The 16,161-nt window shown below is 44.1% G+C and carries 16 protein-coding genes; 10 read left to right on the top strand and 6 right to left on the bottom strand.

The genetic code is table 11. The features are described from left to right. The first annotated feature begins 345 nt into the window (after window positions 1-345). On the top strand, window positions 346-1,548 hold the full coding sequence (locus FTU40_RS10535) for a CynX/NimT family MFS transporter (protein WP_180040780.1): 1,203 nt from the start codon (window positions 346-348) through the stop codon (window positions 1,546-1,548). Between the two features lie 383 nt (window positions 1,549-1,931). Here the strand turns inward: FTU40_RS10535 and gshB are convergent, their stop codons facing one another. Next, window positions 1,932-2,882 carry a glutathione synthase gene (gshB, locus tag FTU40_RS10530; RefSeq protein WP_180040778.1) on the bottom strand — a complete coding sequence of 317 codons (951 nt, stop codon included), beginning with the start codon at window positions 2,880-2,882 and terminating at the stop codon, window positions 1,932-1,934. A gap of 144 nt (window positions 2,883-3,026) precedes the next feature. On the opposite strand from gshB, the gene FTU40_RS10525 reads away from it, so the two are divergent. From FTU40_RS10525 to FTU40_RS10510, 4 genes are all read left to right on the top strand, one after another. Beyond that, window positions 3,027-3,227 carry a DUF3565 domain-containing protein gene (locus FTU40_RS10525; protein ID WP_004281307.1) on the top strand — a complete coding sequence of 67 codons (201 nt, stop codon included), beginning with the start codon at window positions 3,027-3,029 and terminating at the stop codon, window positions 3,225-3,227. Between the two features lie 160 nt (window positions 3,228-3,387). After that, the gene (locus FTU40_RS10520; RefSeq protein ID WP_257223537.1) at window positions 3,388-3,768 is read left to right on the top strand and encodes a hypothetical protein; all 381 of its coding nucleotides are present in this window, start codon (window positions 3,388-3,390) and stop codon (window positions 3,766-3,768) included. Between the two features lie 39 nt (window positions 3,769-3,807). Beyond that, window positions 3,808-5,574 (top strand): copper resistance system multicopper oxidase, encoded by a 1,767-nt coding sequence (locus tag FTU40_RS10515; RefSeq protein ID WP_100534535.1) that lies wholly within the window; start codon window positions 3,808-3,810, stop codon window positions 5,572-5,574. Then, window positions 5,561-6,484 (top strand): copper resistance protein B, encoded by a 924-nt coding sequence (locus FTU40_RS10510; protein WP_180040774.1) that lies wholly within the window; start codon window positions 5,561-5,563, stop codon window positions 6,482-6,484. Before FTU40_RS10515 ends, FTU40_RS10510 begins: the two co-directional genes overlap by 14 nt. A gap of 149 nt (window positions 6,485-6,633) precedes the next feature. On the opposite strand, the gene FTU40_RS10505 is transcribed toward FTU40_RS10510, so the two are convergent. Continuing rightward, on the bottom strand, window positions 6,634-6,960 hold the full coding sequence (locus tag FTU40_RS10505; protein WP_005095001.1) for a hypothetical protein: 327 nt from the start codon (window positions 6,958-6,960) through the stop codon (window positions 6,634-6,636). Window positions 6,961-7,508: 548 nt separating this feature from the next. On the opposite strand from FTU40_RS10505, the gene FTU40_RS10500 reads away from it, so the two are divergent. Beyond that, entirely contained in the window at window positions 7,509-7,718 is a 210-nt protein-coding gene (locus tag FTU40_RS10500; protein WP_005094999.1) for a cold-shock protein, read from the top strand. Between the two features lie 597 nt (window positions 7,719-8,315). Here FTU40_RS10500 and pyrE read toward each other — a convergent pair. Then, window positions 8,316-8,966, bottom strand: a complete 651-nt coding sequence (gene pyrE / locus FTU40_RS10495; RefSeq protein ID WP_005094997.1) for an orotate phosphoribosyltransferase — start codon at window positions 8,964-8,966, stop codon at window positions 8,316-8,318. A 40-nt stretch (window positions 8,967-9,006) separates the two neighbouring features. On the opposite strand from pyrE, the gene FTU40_RS10490 reads away from it, so the two are divergent. Together FTU40_RS10490 and FTU40_RS10485 are read left to right on the top strand one after the other, a co-directional pair. Next, window positions 9,007-9,825, top strand: a complete 819-nt coding sequence (locus FTU40_RS10490) for an exodeoxyribonuclease III (RefSeq protein WP_005094995.1) — start codon at window positions 9,007-9,009, stop codon at window positions 9,823-9,825. Between the two features lie 463 nt (window positions 9,826-10,288). Beyond that, the gene (locus tag FTU40_RS10485; protein ID WP_034609159.1) at window positions 10,289-10,639 is read left to right on the top strand and encodes a Spx/MgsR family RNA polymerase-binding regulatory protein; all 351 of its coding nucleotides are present in this window, start codon (window positions 10,289-10,291) and stop codon (window positions 10,637-10,639) included. A gap of 70 nt (window positions 10,640-10,709) precedes the next feature. Here FTU40_RS10485 and FTU40_RS10480 read toward each other — a convergent pair whose 3' ends face one another. Further along, on the bottom strand, window positions 10,710-11,147 hold the full coding sequence (locus FTU40_RS10480; RefSeq protein WP_005173279.1) for a DUF2147 domain-containing protein: 438 nt from the start codon (window positions 11,145-11,147) through the stop codon (window positions 10,710-10,712). Between the two features lie 156 nt (window positions 11,148-11,303). Between FTU40_RS10480 and FTU40_RS10475 the strand changes: the two genes are divergently transcribed. Continuing rightward, window positions 11,304-12,215, top strand: coding sequence for an alpha/beta hydrolase (locus FTU40_RS10475; RefSeq protein WP_180040772.1), 912 nt, complete (start codon window positions 11,304-11,306; stop codon window positions 12,213-12,215). Between the two features lie 61 nt (window positions 12,216-12,276). Here the strand turns inward: FTU40_RS10475 and FTU40_RS10470 are convergent, their stop codons facing one another. Continuing rightward, window positions 12,277-12,846 carry an FMN-dependent NADH-azoreductase gene (locus FTU40_RS10470; RefSeq protein ID WP_180040770.1) on the bottom strand — a complete coding sequence of 190 codons (570 nt, stop codon included), beginning with the start codon at window positions 12,844-12,846 and terminating at the stop codon, window positions 12,277-12,279. A 262-nt stretch (window positions 12,847-13,108) separates the two neighbouring features. Between FTU40_RS10470 and FTU40_RS10465 the strand changes: the two genes are divergently transcribed. Further along, complete coding sequence (locus FTU40_RS10465; RefSeq protein WP_180040768.1) at window positions 13,109-14,305, top strand: GGDEF domain-containing protein; 1,197 nt, start codon at window positions 13,109-13,111, stop codon at window positions 14,303-14,305. Between the two features lie 31 nt (window positions 14,306-14,336). On the opposite strand, the gene dsbD is transcribed toward FTU40_RS10465, so the two are convergent. Continuing rightward, complete coding sequence (gene dsbD / locus FTU40_RS10460; RefSeq protein WP_373686057.1) at window positions 14,337-16,145, bottom strand: protein-disulfide reductase DsbD; 1,809 nt, start codon at window positions 16,143-16,145, stop codon at window positions 14,337-14,339. Window positions 16,146-16,161: the final 16 nt, after the last annotated feature.

The raw sequence follows: 16,161 nt of genomic DNA, 5'->3' as shown, positions 1-16,161 counted from the left end.
AAAGTTTATTTACTTTATTTCAACAAGGCTTTAATTGTTTTTTTCACGCAAATTTCAAGTTTAGACTCGTTTTATTTATAAGGTCTGCACTTTTCCTTCGACTTAAGTGAAGCATCATATCAATTTTAAACTAATTTCTCATTCTATTATCTATGACTTGGTCATGCATATGGCTTTATTTACAGTGATTTTCAGTTTAATTCCAGTCAACTAGCCTTCTATCCCTGCTGAATTAACTTAGGCTTAAATCCTATTAATTTTATAAAAATTTCATGTTATTCATACTTATATATCAATGATGCTTGATTCACAAGCAGATGTTTTAAATGGACTTAAGCCTAGTAAATGTCAAAAATATCAATGCGTGATCTATGGATTATTCTGGCCGGATATCTGGCCGCGATCCATGTCGGCAAACTCTCTGCCATCATTCCTGTTTTGCAGCAGGATTTAAATCTGAGTTTTACTCAGGCAGGTTTTTCACTGGCGCTGGTGCAGGCGGCCGGGATGCTGTTTGCGCTCTGTATTGGCGCATTCTCGGAAAAAATCGGCTTAAAGCGCTGTCTGATCATGGGCCTAATCATTTTAGGGCTGAGTAGTCTGGCCGGACTCAGGATTACGCAGTCTGCCACCTTGTATGTATTGCGCTTTACTGAGGGAATTGGCTTTTTAACCATTTCCTTGTGTGCGCCCGCCATTTTAAAGCGGATCAGCCGACCTGAAACACTAAATCTCAAGCTGGGGCTCTGGAGTTCCTATATGGGCATCGGTGTCAGTCTGGCGGTACTGACGATTCCGCTGCTGCTTGAATACCTGAGCTGGCAAACGATCTGGGCTATTTTGGGCAGCCTGTGTCTGGTCATCACGCTCATGATCAAACAGTATTTACATCTTGAGCCTGCTACACCGACGCAGCCGAATCACCCACAAACCGGCACAGAAAATATCTCATTCTGGCAGATCGTTAAAATTACCCTGACCCATCCCCCGATTGTCTGTCTGGCAATTATTTTTGCCTGCTATACCAGTCAATGGATCACCGTCACCGGCTTTCTGCCTACCTTGTATGTCGAACAGGACCTAGATTTAAAACTCGCCGGGATGCTGGTTTCAATAGTTGTACTGGCCAATTTGGGCGGAACTTTTGGTGCAGGCATGTTGCTACAACGTGGCTGGAAACCAAAAACCTTACTCACCACCGGATTCATCGCCATGCTCGGCAGCAGTTGCCTAGTATTTGCAGCAAATTCCTGGCTGCTATTCGAATTACAGTTTGTCAGTGCGGTGCTGTTTTCACTGATCGGTGGCATGATTCCAACCACTGTTTTTGCCATTACCCTGCACTATGCACCGCATGCCAATGCCGCAGCCGCCAGTGTCGGTCTGGTTTTACAGGTTTCAGCCTGTGGGCAATTCTTTGTACCTCCTCTGAGTGCGGCACTGGTATCCACGACACAACAATGGGCCCATATCGCGACAGTCACAGCCTGTCTTTCTATCTTAGGAATATTGATGACGCTGCTTTTATTTAAGCGTTATGCTCAATAAAAAAGAGCCTCAGATGAGTAATGCCAGTCAGTTAAGAAATTGACTAGAATTTTCTTTTTTAAATTCATGATCATATTTGACAAGTAGAAAAGTCATCCGCAACTGTTTGAGGCAGGACTAGATTTAAAAATGATTGTTTCTGCGACAAATTTACTAGTCGATGGAGGCTGACGAGTTTTGCGGTGAGGAGTGTTGCTCCGCAAGATGCCTTCCTTGCGAAGCTTCGCTTCTCATTTGGGCGAAACCAAAGTAACAAATTATTTACAAGAATTTGATTTATAACATTAATACTCCGCATTGAATGACTAAAAAATTAAAGAGTCTATTTCTAAACTCCTTAACTGATCAGCATTACCTCAGATGAGGCTCTTTTTCTGTCTGGTTTAAACCTGCTGCGAACGGCCTGCCTCTAATACAGCAAACAGATCATCGGCAATTGAGGTTCCAAACTGGTCATCAATTTCACGAATACAGGTTGGGCTGGTTACATTAATTTCAGTGACATAATTACCAATCACATCCAGTCCTACAAAAACCAGACCTTTTTCTCTAAGATAAGGGCCTACTTTTGCCGCAATGGCGCGGTCATTTTCAGTCAGTGGACGTGCTTCTCCCAGACCGCCTGCCGCCAGATTGCCGCGCACTTCACCATTTTGTGGAATACGGGCCAAGCAATATGGTACTGGCTCGCCATTAATCATCAGGATACGTTTATCGCCTTCGACAATTTCAGGAATATAACGCTGTGCCATAATCGGCTGGGTACCGTTATTGGTCAGCATTTCAATGGTTGAACCAATATTGATGCCATCCTGATACAGGCGGAAAATTCCAGTACCCCCCATGCCATCCAGCGGTTTCACAATCACATCGACCTGTTCTTTGAGAAACTCACGAATCAGGCTTTGCTGCGAAGTCACCAGTGTCGGAACTTGCAGATGCGGGAACTGGGTCGCAACCAGTTTTTCATTACAGTCACGCAGGCTTTGTGGCTTGTTAATAATCCATGCACCTTCGCGTTCTGCCTGCTCCAGAATATAAGTGGTGTAGACAAAATTCATATCAAAAGGTGGATCTTTACGCATTAACACCACATCATAAGCAGCGATGGATTCTTTCTTTTTTTCACCGAGTTCATAATAGTGATCATAGTCTTCAAACACCTGTAGCGGCGCTATCAAACCAAAAGCTTTGCCCTGCTCAATATATAAATCTTGTTGTAATGCATAACCAAGCTCATGCCCACGGCGTGCTGCTGCCCAAAGCATGGCCATGGTCGAGTCTTTCTTCAGGTTTACATTTTCGATGGGATCCATCACAACAAGTACGCGCATGTGTCTCTGCTCTTTTTCAAAAAATGACTTAGCAAGGAGTATAGCTTGTGTGGATTCTTTTGTTTATGGTGATTTTGCATGACTTGTTCTGTATAGATTTTTAGATAAGTACTGAGGCAGATTGAGCTCAAAAGGAGGTTTGCCATGCAACAGGCAATTATCGGTTTTCATTTGGATGAAGAACAGCATTGGGTTGCAGAGCTGGCCTGCGGACATGGCCAGCATGTACGGCATACCCCGCCGTGGCAAAATCGGCCCTGGGTGATGACCGAGCAAGGTCGCAAAGAAAAGCTTGGCATGCTGCTGGATTGTAAAAAATGTGAAAAGTGCGAAACTGAAACCTGAACCTATAAAAGTGTGATGTAGCTGACTAAAAACAATCTCGCACAGGATTTGCTAATTGCAGTCACTGCGTTTATGCTTTTATTGCTCAAACATGCAGCGTATTTTTTCAGGGTGGACTTTGCTCACACGGCTCGTCAAACAAATCTGGTTGGTGATGCTTATGGTTTTTGCCATAGGCTGGAGCAGTGTGTCTATTGCTTCTGCAACAACCATGCATTTGGTCATGTCGTCTGAACAGATGAGCAGCCATTGTCTGGATATGGTAAAAGCCTCCACCTCTCATGCTATGCATGAATCTGCGCATAACTCAGATCAAGACCTGACACAGGCTGACTGTTTTCCGGATATGCCACAGCACTCACAAGACTGTCTGGATTGCAGTACGATGGCCTGTCAAAGCCAGATGAGCGGCTTGCAAATTTCAGTCCCTGAACTGACAGTATTCGACCATCATTCTCTAGAAAGAACCCTCCTCCCAACTTATCATGCCAAACACCTTGCCGGTTATTGGCAGGAAATCCTGCGCCCACCCAAAACTTAATCCTGAATATTCAATTTTTTATTAATTAAGGATTAAGTGATGTTAATTAAAATTCCCCAATGCCTATGTCTGGGCATTTGCCTGATGTCATCGTCTGCAGTTTTTGCAGCTGTTAAAGAATATCATCTGGTCATTGATGAAAGCCCGCTCAATCTCACCGGCAAGACGGTCAAACGGATTACCGTAAACGGAAAATTCCCTGCCCCCTTGCTTGAATTTGAAGAAGGTGATGATGCGGTGATTCATGTGCAAAACAACCTGAAAAATCAAGATACCTCGCTGCACTGGCATGGCCTGCTCCTGCCCGGCCTAATGGATGGTGTCCCTGGATTTAATGGTTTTCAGGGTATCAAACCGAAGCAGTCTTTTACTTATCGTTTCAAGGTTCGTCAAAACGGTACCTATTGGTATCATGCGCATTCCAAAGGTCAGGAACAGGACGGTTTATATGGTGCCTTGGTGATTTATCCCAAAGCACAAACACCGGTGCCTGAGCATGAAAAAACCGAGCGGGATTATGTGGTGATGCTGTCGGATTTTCATGAACAGGGCAGCCAACAGATTCAGAATAATTTAAAAAAATCGGCCGAATATTATCAGAATCAGCGTGAAACCGTGGGCGATGTACTCCAGCAGGTAAAACGTGACGGTCTCAAGGCCACCTGGTCAGATCGCAAAATGTGGAACCAGATGCGCATGTTGAAAACCGACCTGTCTGATGTCAGCGGTTATACCTTTTTAATCAATGGCAAAACCCCGCAACAGAACTGGAGCGGCCAATTTAAACCGAATGAAAAGGTTCGTCTGCGATTCATTAATGCCTCGGCCATGTCGTTTTTCGATGTACGTATTCCCCAGCTTAAAATGACCGTGGTTAGCGCCGATGGACAAGCTGTACAGCCGGTCGCTGTAGATGAATTCCGTATCGGAACTGCTGAAACGTATGATGTGATTGTGGAACCAACTGCACCTCATTACCAGATTGAAGCCGAATCGATCGACCGTTCAGGCTTTGCCATTGGCAGCTTGCACAATGAGGCTGATCCAGCGACACATCCGATTCAATTACCGACGCCACGTCCACGTGCCTTATTGACCATGGAAGATATGGGACATGGCGAACCGCATGACATGTCTCATACCGCACACAGCAGTCAGACCACGAAATCTGCAACAGATACGCCTAAACATGATGAGCATGCCCAGCACGACATGCACGCAGGTCACAGTGCTATACCCAAGACAAATCCGTCTCATCCACCGGTTGAGGGTTGGGTCAATATGTCTACGCCTGCAGGGCATAAAGCATTGCAATATCAAGACCTCAAAGCCCTGACGCCACAAACCGATACCCGAGCCGCAGAACGTGAACTGGTGATTCGTCTGGGTGGAACCATGGAACGTTATATCTGGACCATCAATGGTAAAAAATTCAGTGATGCCGAACCATTGCAGGTGCAATATGGCGAACGGATCCGTTTGAAATTTATCAATGACAGCATGATGGCGCATCCGATGCATTTACATGGCATGTTTATGCAGTTGGAAAATGGTCAATCTGCTGCACAGATGCCAAATAAACACACCGTGATTGTGCCACCTGGAAAAACGCTCACAACCTTATTAACGGCAGATGAACTGGGAGAATGGGCGATTCACTGCCATCTGCTCTATCACATGAGTGCCGGCATGATGAATAAGCTGATTGTGGCACATGTGAATGACGATCAAGCTTCTCATGCTTCGCCGCAACAAATGCCGTCAAAGCCAGCAGTGGATCAAGGAGAAAGCCATGCACATCACTAAGCTCTTTTTAAAATCGGTATTAAGCAGTGCACTGCTCGTGGCGAGTTTCGGTATATTGGCAGCGGATCATCAGGATCATCAGGATCATCAGGATCATCATCCTAGCAAAACCGCAGTACATCACAGCGCTCCTATTGCAGTGCCGGATCTACGCTCACATACCCAACAAGCTCGATCTTTATCTGATCAAGAATCTGTAGGGCACGAAAAACCTGTTGGCGCTACTGCGGAGCATGACCATCGGAAAGAACATGGTGCACAGATTTATAGCCAAGTCATTCTGGACCAGAAATGGCAAATCAATTCAGCTGGAAATGGCGCTTTTAAATCAGAGAATGAAGCCAGAATTGGTACTGATGAAAACAAGGTTTTTCTCAAGCTGCAGGCAGATAAATCTGAATCGAGTCAGGCTGACTATGCGGCCGAAATCCTGTATAGCCGTAATATTTCCGATTTCTGGGATGTACAAACCGGTTTGCGCTACCGTCAGGAAAATATAAGCCAGCATACAGCTTCCCTACAAAATGAACGTTTCGATGCAGTGCTTGGACTGCATGGCCTGGCCCCTTATTTTTTTGAAACCAATGCCTATCTCTATGTCGGTGAAGATGATTTTGTCGGATTCAAACTGGAAACAGAACGTGACCTGTTGCTGACTCAGAAACTGATTATGCAGCCCTTTATTGAACTGGATATCATTTTCAATGATCAAGCTGCGAGTGCGAAAAAATCTGGTCTGAGTCATGCGACATTAGGATTGGAAACCCGTTATGAGATCAGTAAAAAAGTCATGCCTTATCTGCAGGTTGGCTATGAATATAGCAAAGGAAACAAACAGGCTGTCTGGCAGCAGGCATCCGGCTCTGACCGGGTCTGGATCTATGCTTTAGGACTTAAAATGATGTTTTAAGGACGGATTATCATTTTTAAGATAAAAGGTAAGACCACGACGAAGTATGAAAAACCCATTCATACTTCGTCGGCTGTTATTAAATTGACTCAAGAGAAGGAGGCTGTGTATTGTCCAGAGAAAGCATTGCTACTGCCTGCTCTCTGTTTCTATTCCTCACTCTGTTTATCATTACTTTTGGCAATCAAGGTGCCTAACATAATCATAAAGGTGATTACCCCACCAATCACCAGACTCATCAGCCCAATTTCAAGCATAAAGTCAAGATTCCCGACTTCCCGGTGACCCCAAAGGAAATGCAGACTCTTTCCAAAGATAAAGTTGATGGCATAGATAATCAAAAAACTCATTATGGTCGAAATCAGTAAAGTGACGATCAGGTTTTTCCAGATTTTACAGCCGACTAGCAGGATAATAATCGTTAGGCCTACAACTGCAATAATGGAGATTAATAAAACACAATTCCAGTAATCCATGAGACTCACTCTTATTCTGGTTTTAAATTAAAATTAAGAAATTCTTATAGTTAATTTTTCCATGTGTTTTTAATATAGGGGCCTTTGAATAGCTGAACAATGACCAGAACTATCTTAAACAAGCCAGCTACAAATTTACCCAATGTTATAAAATACATTCACTTAGAAAAATATTGCCGCGTACTGGTTCAGTTTGATTAACATAAAGTAACGTAAGTAAAATGTATGTTTGTTGTTTTGCTTGAGTAAATCTTTTATACAGTCAGTCATACTAAAAAAATTGACCAGCACATATTTAAAAAAGAAAGATCCACCCATATTTATAAGAAAAATAAATAATAAATATAAAAAACTTGAATATTTGCTGATTTAGGTTATACTGTACTCAACTAGAAAAAAGTGTTGTTTAGTTAAACTTCTTTAAGTACCGCAGTGTTATTTTATAATCCTCAGTTTTTTCAGATCTTTATTTCAATTCTTGTTGTTTTTCAAAGTTATCCATAGTCATTTCAATGGCTAAAATTATTAAAAATTTGATAGGTTATATTATGTCTACTACAGTTACCGGTACAGTAAAATGGTTTAACGAAACTAAAGGTTTTGGTTTTATTCAACAAGAATCAGGTCCTGACGTTTTTGCTCATTTTAAAGAAATTAGCAGTTCTGGCTTCAAAACATTGTTTGAAGGCCAACGCGTTTCTTTCAGCGTAGTTGAAGGTCAAAAAGGCCCGAACGCGATCAATATCGTTGCGCTATAATTTAGCCCAGCAATAAAAAAAGCACCTTAAGGTGCTTTTTTTGGCTCTAAAGATTAACAATCTTCAAAAGCGATCGGTTGGTGATGCTCTCTAAACCTATTCCAGTCATTTAAACCAATAACTCACCTTATTTATTCTCCCCGCGCCTAAGCCTGTTACATCTGAGCCTGCATGAATCGCTAAAAATGAAAATTCCCCAGCATCCTGCCGGGGGATTTTCGTGTTGGTTCGCTGGGTATGACTCCTGTCTTACCTTACTTTCCTTGTATTTATCTCTTGTTATTCTTTTATGGAACATCCTGTTCCTGATGAATTCATCATAGGCAATGCAGCACAGCGCGTATAGACGCAAACGGCTTGAACTCATGTAAGCAAATGCGTACAGAATCACTGAATATTATTGTCAATTTCCAGTATTTTAAACTGTATTCATCTACATCAAGATTGAAAGTCTTTAATATTAAAAATCTTTGAATTACAGCACTTTGACTTAGTTTTTTAAGTATTCACCCTGTATTTGAATGCTTAATTTCTACATCAATTGAACTTTAAAACAAAAAAGGAAGCTGTAGCTTCCTTTACGATAAGGATCACCGCTTAGATCCCGTATTTAACTCGATAATCTTCCATTTTAGCTAAAGCTTCTTGATCGCCCTTGGTTTCCAGATAGTCCATCAAATCTTTCATGGTAATTAAGGCATGTACAGGAATCTCGAGCTCTTGCTGCACTTCCTGAATGGCAGATAAATCGCCCTGACCTTTTTCCTGACGGTCAAGTGCAACCAAAACACCTGCGATTTGTGCACCGGCATTTTTCAAGATTGTCACGACTTCACGAATCGCTGTTCCTGCCGTGATCACGTCATCAATGATCCAGACTTTTTTACCTGCTACAGAAGCACCGACTAGTACGCCACCCTCGCCATGATCTTTGGCTTCTTTGCGGTTAAAACCCCAAGGCACACTCACCCCATGATTTTGTGATAGCGCCACAGCAGTCGCTGCCACAAAAGGAATACCTTTATATGCAGGACCAAAAACCACTTCCACATGGTCACATGCCGTTAATTTTGCTGCATAGCCAGAAGCCAGCAATGTCAAGGCTTCACCATCATTCAGCAGACCCGCATTAAAAAAATAGGGACTCACACGTCCCGATTTTAAAGTAAACTCACCAAATTTAAGCACACCGCGTGATAATGCGAGTTCGATAAAAGCTTGCGGGTTAAACTGAGCTGGCGTTGGCATGAGGTGCTCCTAAATCCATTAATTAAGGTAAGACTTGCGCATGATACCAAAGAGTAGCTATCCAGGTGATCAAAAAATTCTTCGTGTCGTTTCAATTAATGTCAACGGTTTACGCTCATCGGTGAGCAAAGGCCTATTGGAATGGATGGAACAGTCGGATGCCGATGTGATCTGTATGCAGGAAAGCCGGATCACCCATGTGCAGTGGACCGATAAATTTAAACCGGAAGGCTGGTATACCCATCTATTCCCTGCCGAACGGCCAGGTTATGCCGGTACCGCGATTTATAGCCGCCTGCCCTTCGTCTCTTTAACCGATGGTCTGGGCTTTGAACTGGCAGATTCGCAAGGCCGTTTTATTGCAGCCGAATTTGATTTAGGTTTGGAGCAAACGGCCCATATCTGTTCATTGTATCTACCTTCCGGCTCATCAGGCGATGAAGCACAAGCGCGTAAAGATCACTTTCTGGAAGAATATGCCAAAATCCTGAAACAATGGCGCGATGAAAATAAATCGGTGATTGTCTGCGGTGATTACAACATCGTACATAAACGGATTGATATTAAAAACTGGTCCGGCAACCAGAAAGCTTCCGGCTGTTTACCACATGAGCGCGCCTGGCTAGATCATATCTATGATGAACTCGGTTATGTCGATACGTTCCGCGAAGTACGCAAAGAAGCTGAACTGTATTCCTGGTGGTCAAACCGCGGACAAGCCCGAGCCAAGAACGTCGGTTGGCGGATTGATTATCAGGCCTGCTCACCAGACTGGAAAGAGCGTACCGTCAATGCCTGGGTGTATAAGGAACAATGGTTTAGCGATCATGCCCCAGTGATCATCGACTACAAACTATAAAAAGATACCTATCAATTGAGTGCACACCTGTTCACTCAATTAAGGCTTATTGCTTACATGACATGACGTATTTTTTGGGTTTATCTCAATGTCATAACAGAGCATTATAGCCTCACGGCACAGGGACATGTCAGGATGACAATATAAGGACAGGACGCCGTAGGAAGAAAATAAAACAAACTAGAACATTTAGCTTGTTTTTCATGGATGTGACAATGGACGTTGAATTGAGACCCGCATGATCAGGATGATTAAATGCGGGTTTTCTATTTCCACTGCCTAAAATTATTATTTTTTTTATTGTTGTTTTTCTTGCTGATCATTTTAAAGCGCATTGATGTCATTTTGATGACGATTCTGCCTCCCTATTTTAAATTGTTTTCTAATCATTCTATTTTGCATGGTCGACTGCTGCGAATTTGGTTAAGCTAGGCCATGATTTAAGATGTGTTAGATGGCGAATATGTTAAAAATTTACGGGATTAAAAACTGCAATTCGATGAAAAAAGCTTTTGACCTACTGACTGAGCTGGGGTTGAGCTATGAATTTCATGACTATAAGAAACAGGGCATCGATGCTGATACCATTAAAGTCTGGCTGAATGCGCTGGGTCAGGATGTGGTATTAAATAAAAAAGGAACCACATGGCGCAAACTGACTGAAGAACAGCAGCAAACGGCGCTGTCCAGTGAAGATGCTTTAATTGCCGCATTAAGCACTCATACCAGTTTAATTAAACGTCCGATCTTGGCCACGCCCACAGGTTTTATTGCCGGTTTTGATGACGCGGCTTATCGCACCTTAAGTAATTAATTATTATTCTAAATAATCCATACAAAAAAGCCTGACAGCAGTCAGGCTTTTATCTTTCTCTCGAACTGGATTAGTTTGCACGAACCCAAGTCTGGTTACGGCCTAATGCTGCCACACCAATAAAGCCACGAAGCTCAAGTTTCTTGCCACCATCTGCCAGTTGGCCTTTTAGTTTGTAAGTTTTACCAGATTGCGGATCCAGAATTGAACCACTGTCATAGCTGGTACCACCTGAATTCTTAAGACCTTTCACAATGGTCAAGCCTTTGAGTGACTTGTTCTTGTACGGACCTTCACACTTGGTACAGGCATTTTCTTCACCTGGTGTTAACACAGATTGAATACTTGCTGACAACGTACCGTTCTTTTGTTCAGTAAATTTAACCATGGCCTTAGGCTGCTTGGTTTTATCATCAATGGTTTTCCAAACCGTGCCATTTAAAGGATCTGCGGCATTTGCCAGTACAGATAAGCCTAGTAGTCCTAACATAAGCGCTATTTTTTTCATTTTTCTTCATTTCCTTAGTCTGAAAATAGACCTCTGTAGTATTAAAAAGTCACAACAATTTTTCAATTTTTAGCTGTGACTATTTAGTGTAACCTTGTAAATATGGTTGGTAAATAATCTACATGATCAATAAAAGCACAAAAAGATGGAAGGAAAATGAAGATAAGCCCGTTAACAAAACAATTAATTACAGAAAGCATCTTAAAGACAGTCATTCGTGCCCCGAGCAGATTCAATCTTCCACCAAGTTCAATGCGCATTGCACTGGAGCAGATGTGCAAACTCTTTGCACAAGACAAAACCGTACAGATTCGTTCGCTACGTCTGGCGGGTCTGCGCGCAGAGGAAATTAAGCCGCAGCAAGAGTCGACCCAGCTGATTTTTCATATTCATGGCGGGGCATTTTATTTAGGCTCTTTAAATACCCATCGTGCCTTTATGACTCAAATTGCGGCTCGAACCCAGATGCAGGTACTGCATGTAGATTATCCGCTGTCACCGGAATCTGCCTATCCAGAGGCCTTGGAAGCCTTGTTTGATGTGTATAACTTATTGCTCGATCAAGGCGTTCAGGCCAAAGATATCATCCTGTCCGGTGATTCTTGTGGGGCCAATCTGGCGCTGGCCTTGGCGCTCAAATTACAAAAAGAAAACCTCCCACAAGTGAGTGGTTTGATTCTGTTGTCTCCTTTGCTGGATTTGACCCTGACCAGTGAATCGTTGCGCTATAACAAGAAACATGATGCCCTGCTGTCTCTGGAAACAGTTGAAACTGGCATTGAATATTATGTCCCGCGTGCCATCGATCGGGGTGATCCGGAAGTTTCGCCCTTTTTCGCCGATTTAAGCGGCTTGCCCCCAACTCATATTCAGGTCGGTTCCAAGGAAATTCTACTGGATGATGCCAGCCGTTTTAAGGAAAAAGCCGAACAGGCGGGTGTCGATGTGGAATTTAAACTGTATACCGGCATGTGGCATAACTTTCAGATGTTCAGTGCCTGGTTTGAGGAAGCTCAACAGGCGCTGAGCGATCTGGCAGCCTTCGCGCACCGTCTGGATCGAGATTAGTTACTGTTCACCCATATAAAAAGGCCAGCATAGGCTGACCTTTTGAGTTATTTTTGGATATTTAGATGGCTTGAACCCGCTGCAGTGCCGTCTCTAAGGCTTGTGCCTTGATCGTTTCGCCCATGTTCATGCCTTCCGCACGAATCACTTCAATATCGGTTACGCCGGTAAAGTTAAACACGGTTTTCAAAAAAGCTTCCTGAAAATCGGCAGGACTTTGCTCCCCATAAACTCCGCCACGGCTGCTGGCAATATATACTTTTTTATTGCCAGCCAGACCGACAGGGCCTTGTTCGGTATATTTAAACGTACGTCCCGCCACACAGATCCGGTCAATCCAGGCTTTTAAGGTCGATGGCAAACCGAAGTTATACATGGCCGCGCCAATCACCACGATATCTGCCTGTAAATACTGCTGCAGGATGTCTTCGCCTAATGCAGTCTGTTCTGCATTCTGACCCATTAAAATTTCAGCCGTGAGATGTGGAATCGGCTGTGCAGCAAGATCGAGATATTCAAGCTCGATGGCCTGGGCATGTTTTTGTTGTAACTGACTCACCAACGCCTGAGTCAGCTGACGCGAAATAGAGGCATCGCCTAAAATACTGGAATCAATCTGTAAAACTTTCATGGCTTCGCTCTCATCTATGGGGCTATCTAACTAATGCAGCCATTTTAAGGCTTAGGTTGCATGAAATAATTAGCACAGATAAAACACATCATTCTGAATTTAGAACAAAACCAGCTTTAATATTAGAAATTCCTATTTTGCAGACGCCTTAAATATTGTGGTTTATCAAGCGTTAAAACTTATGTTATCTTATGTAAATAAAGCTATAAATAGTCAATAAATCTTAAAAAGTTGCCATAATAATTTAAGTCAGACCGACAACATGAAGCGAATATCGCCTGTATTACAAAAAATAATCAAACACAGAATCACGAAATATCTGGTCGAAGATGAAGTCGTGATGAACTGGAGTATTCTCAAAAAGTGCATCCTGATGCTAACTTTGGGCTGCGGCGTACATCTGACCTGGCTCGGTTGGGATATCTTTGTTTTATTCAATCCAGAGTATTGGCAATATGTTCAGTTAGAACGGGTTCATACCCAAGTTATCCTGAACAGCAGCTTTTTAGCGATTTTATTGGCACTGATTTATCCCTGTTATAAATTTCAGGGCAATCCTCTGGTGGAACGTTATTTGCCCTACATGGCAGTGGGTACTTTTGTTATCTCGTTGTGTCGTGACGCCTATCTCGTCGGGGTGATCAGCCCTGTGGCCACGACCTCCTATGTCTGTTTAATTATGGTGGGACTGGTGCTGTTCCATCGCACACTGGTCTATAGCATGCTGATTCCAGCATCCATTTTCCTAGGCGGATGTGCCTATTTAAGTTTCAGCCATCAATTGCCTTATTCACCGCTATTTAATCTCGATGGCGAGCTTTTCTATAATGGTTTCTGGCTGTTATCGATGCTGTATTTCATTTTGCCAATTCTGGCCGTCTGCATGGTGTTATTCGAGATTCTGCTCAGTCAGTGGCGGCATCGCGAGCAGCTGATCAAACAGCTGAGCCAGATCGATCCGCTTACCAACCTGTTTAACCGGCGCAGTATCAATCAGTGTCTGGACAAACTGAATGCCGCAGCGACTCCCAATTATGCCCTGGTGTTGCTGGATCTGGATCATTTCAAGAAGATTAATGACCATTTTGGCCATCATAAGGGTGATGAAACCCTGGTAGAAGTGAGCGCCGTGCTGAACCAGCAATTGCGTGAAAGTGATGTGGTCGGCCGTTTTGGCGGGGAAGAATTTATTCTGGTGCTTAAAAATACCAGTCTGGAAAAAGCCGAACAAGTGGCTGAACGCTGCCGCATTGCCATTCAGCAATTGCAGATTTTCAGTGATGAGGGTGAGTTGATTCCGGTCACGGCCAGTTTCGGGATTGCCATTTCGACAGCTGATTTACGCCCACAACAATTATTGAGTCAGGCCGATCAGGCGCTTTATCAGGCCAAAGCCGGTGGACGTAATCGGGTCAAAGCCTATGTTGAGCCGGTGACTGCACAGATGCAGGTTTCTTAAACGGGTTCAGCTTTTTCGATGATTATGAAGATTATGGAGTTGAGCTTTGAGCCAGACGTTGCAGCTGGGCCAGCAATTCTGCTTCGCTAAAAGCACCGGTCAAACGTAAACCGCGAATTTCCTGTTGCTGCTCATTCAGAAATAAATAGGTTGGTGGTCCCAGAATTTCCCATTGATTTAACAGCATTTGATGCGAGGCATTGTATTGGCTTAAATCCAGCTTGATCAGGAAATAAGGTGCCAGAGCCTGCTGTACCTGTGCAGATTTTAAAATACGATGTTCAATCGGCTGACAAGCGACACACCAGTCGGCATAGACATCAATCACGATCTTTTGCCCTTGCGGTGCTATATTCAAAATCTGCTGAAATTCTGCTGCGCTGCGTGCCACATGCCACTGGGCTTCTGTACTGGACTGCTCAACAAAAAACCGCTGACTATGCTGATATTGACTATAGCTGATATAAGGCAGCGCTATCACCAGACACAGGATATATAACCACCTCAAGCCGGTACGATGCCAGAAAATCCGGAACAGTACATAGGTCACAAAGGCCATGCCCAAGCCTAAGGATAACCACTGTAAAGTCGCTTCTGAAATCAGTGGGCGAATAAAATACAGTGCCAGCGCCAGCATGATAAAGGCAAAGAGCACTTTGATCTGATTCATCCAGTGCCCGGCTTTAGGTAGTACTCGTGCACCCAAAATACTGGCCAACAGTAAAGGTGTGCCCATGCCAAAACCGAGGGTAAATAGCAGCAAGGCACCCTGCCACTGGCTTTGGGTCTGGGAAATAAACAAGAGTGCACCCGCCAACGGTGCGGTCATGCATGGCCCGACCAGCAGCGCCGAGATCATGCCCATGACTCCAGCACTGACCAAACTACCGCCCTGCTGCATGGCCTGAGCCCGATCCAGACGCTGAACCAGACGTTGTGGCAGTTTGATTTCAAACAGTCCAAACAGATTCAGGGCAAACAGGACAAACAATACACTAAACGCAATCAGGGTACCGGGTTGCTGCAACCAACGCTGGAAATTCAGGCCGGCCGAAGACGCAATTAAACCCAGCACCGCATAGACCGCGGCCATACTGCTGACAAAAGTCAGGGCGATCATCCAGGCTTTGACACCTTTGCTATCCCGTACAATCAGCGAGGTCAGGATCGGCAGCATCGGCAAGGAACATGGGGTAAAAGCCAGCAAGATTCCTAAGCCAAAGAACAGTAACAGTCCATAACCCAAAGAGCGTTCAAGCAATTGAGCTGACCATTTTTGGTCTTGTGCCGCACCGACTGCGGGTTGCCCGCTAGAGGTTGCAGAAAATGCATCCGCTGTAGATTCTGAGGAAGCCGCTGTATTAAACAGGGTATTGTGTTGTAGTGATGACCCGTTTAGATCAAGTAAGCGCTTGCTTCCTGGGCCGGCAGCTTCAAATTGCACCAGACCTGACAGATCTGTCTTGAACTGAATACTTTGCGGCGGATAACAGATTCGGTCTTTGGCACAGCCCTGCCAGCTCACCTGATAGGACTGGTTGGCCTGCGTCGGAATCTGAAACTTTAACTGCTGATAATACACCTGGGTATGCCCATAGTTGTCATCATACAGATCTTTAGCAGGCGGTAATTCAAGCAATACAGGCTGGTTGCCCTGCCGCACTTCTATTTTATGCTGATACAGATAATAGTTGTCCGGAATCTGCCAGCTCAGTTCAGCCTGCTGTTGACTGGTTGAGATCACACTCACAGGAAAAGCCTGATCGGCAGACAAGAGCGCTGTTTCGGCCTGAACCGGACTGCTAAACACGAGGCTTCCCAAGATGACCGGGGCAAGCATTTTGCCCCAGCTCTGG

It is taken from the genome of Acinetobacter sp. YH12100 (assembly GCF_013419135.1).
Classification (GTDB): Bacteria; Pseudomonadota; Gammaproteobacteria; order Pseudomonadales; family Moraxellaceae; genus Acinetobacter; species Acinetobacter pseudolwoffii.
The sequence above is the reverse complement of the archived record's forward strand: the minus strand, read 5'-3'. Positions and strand labels throughout refer to the sequence as shown.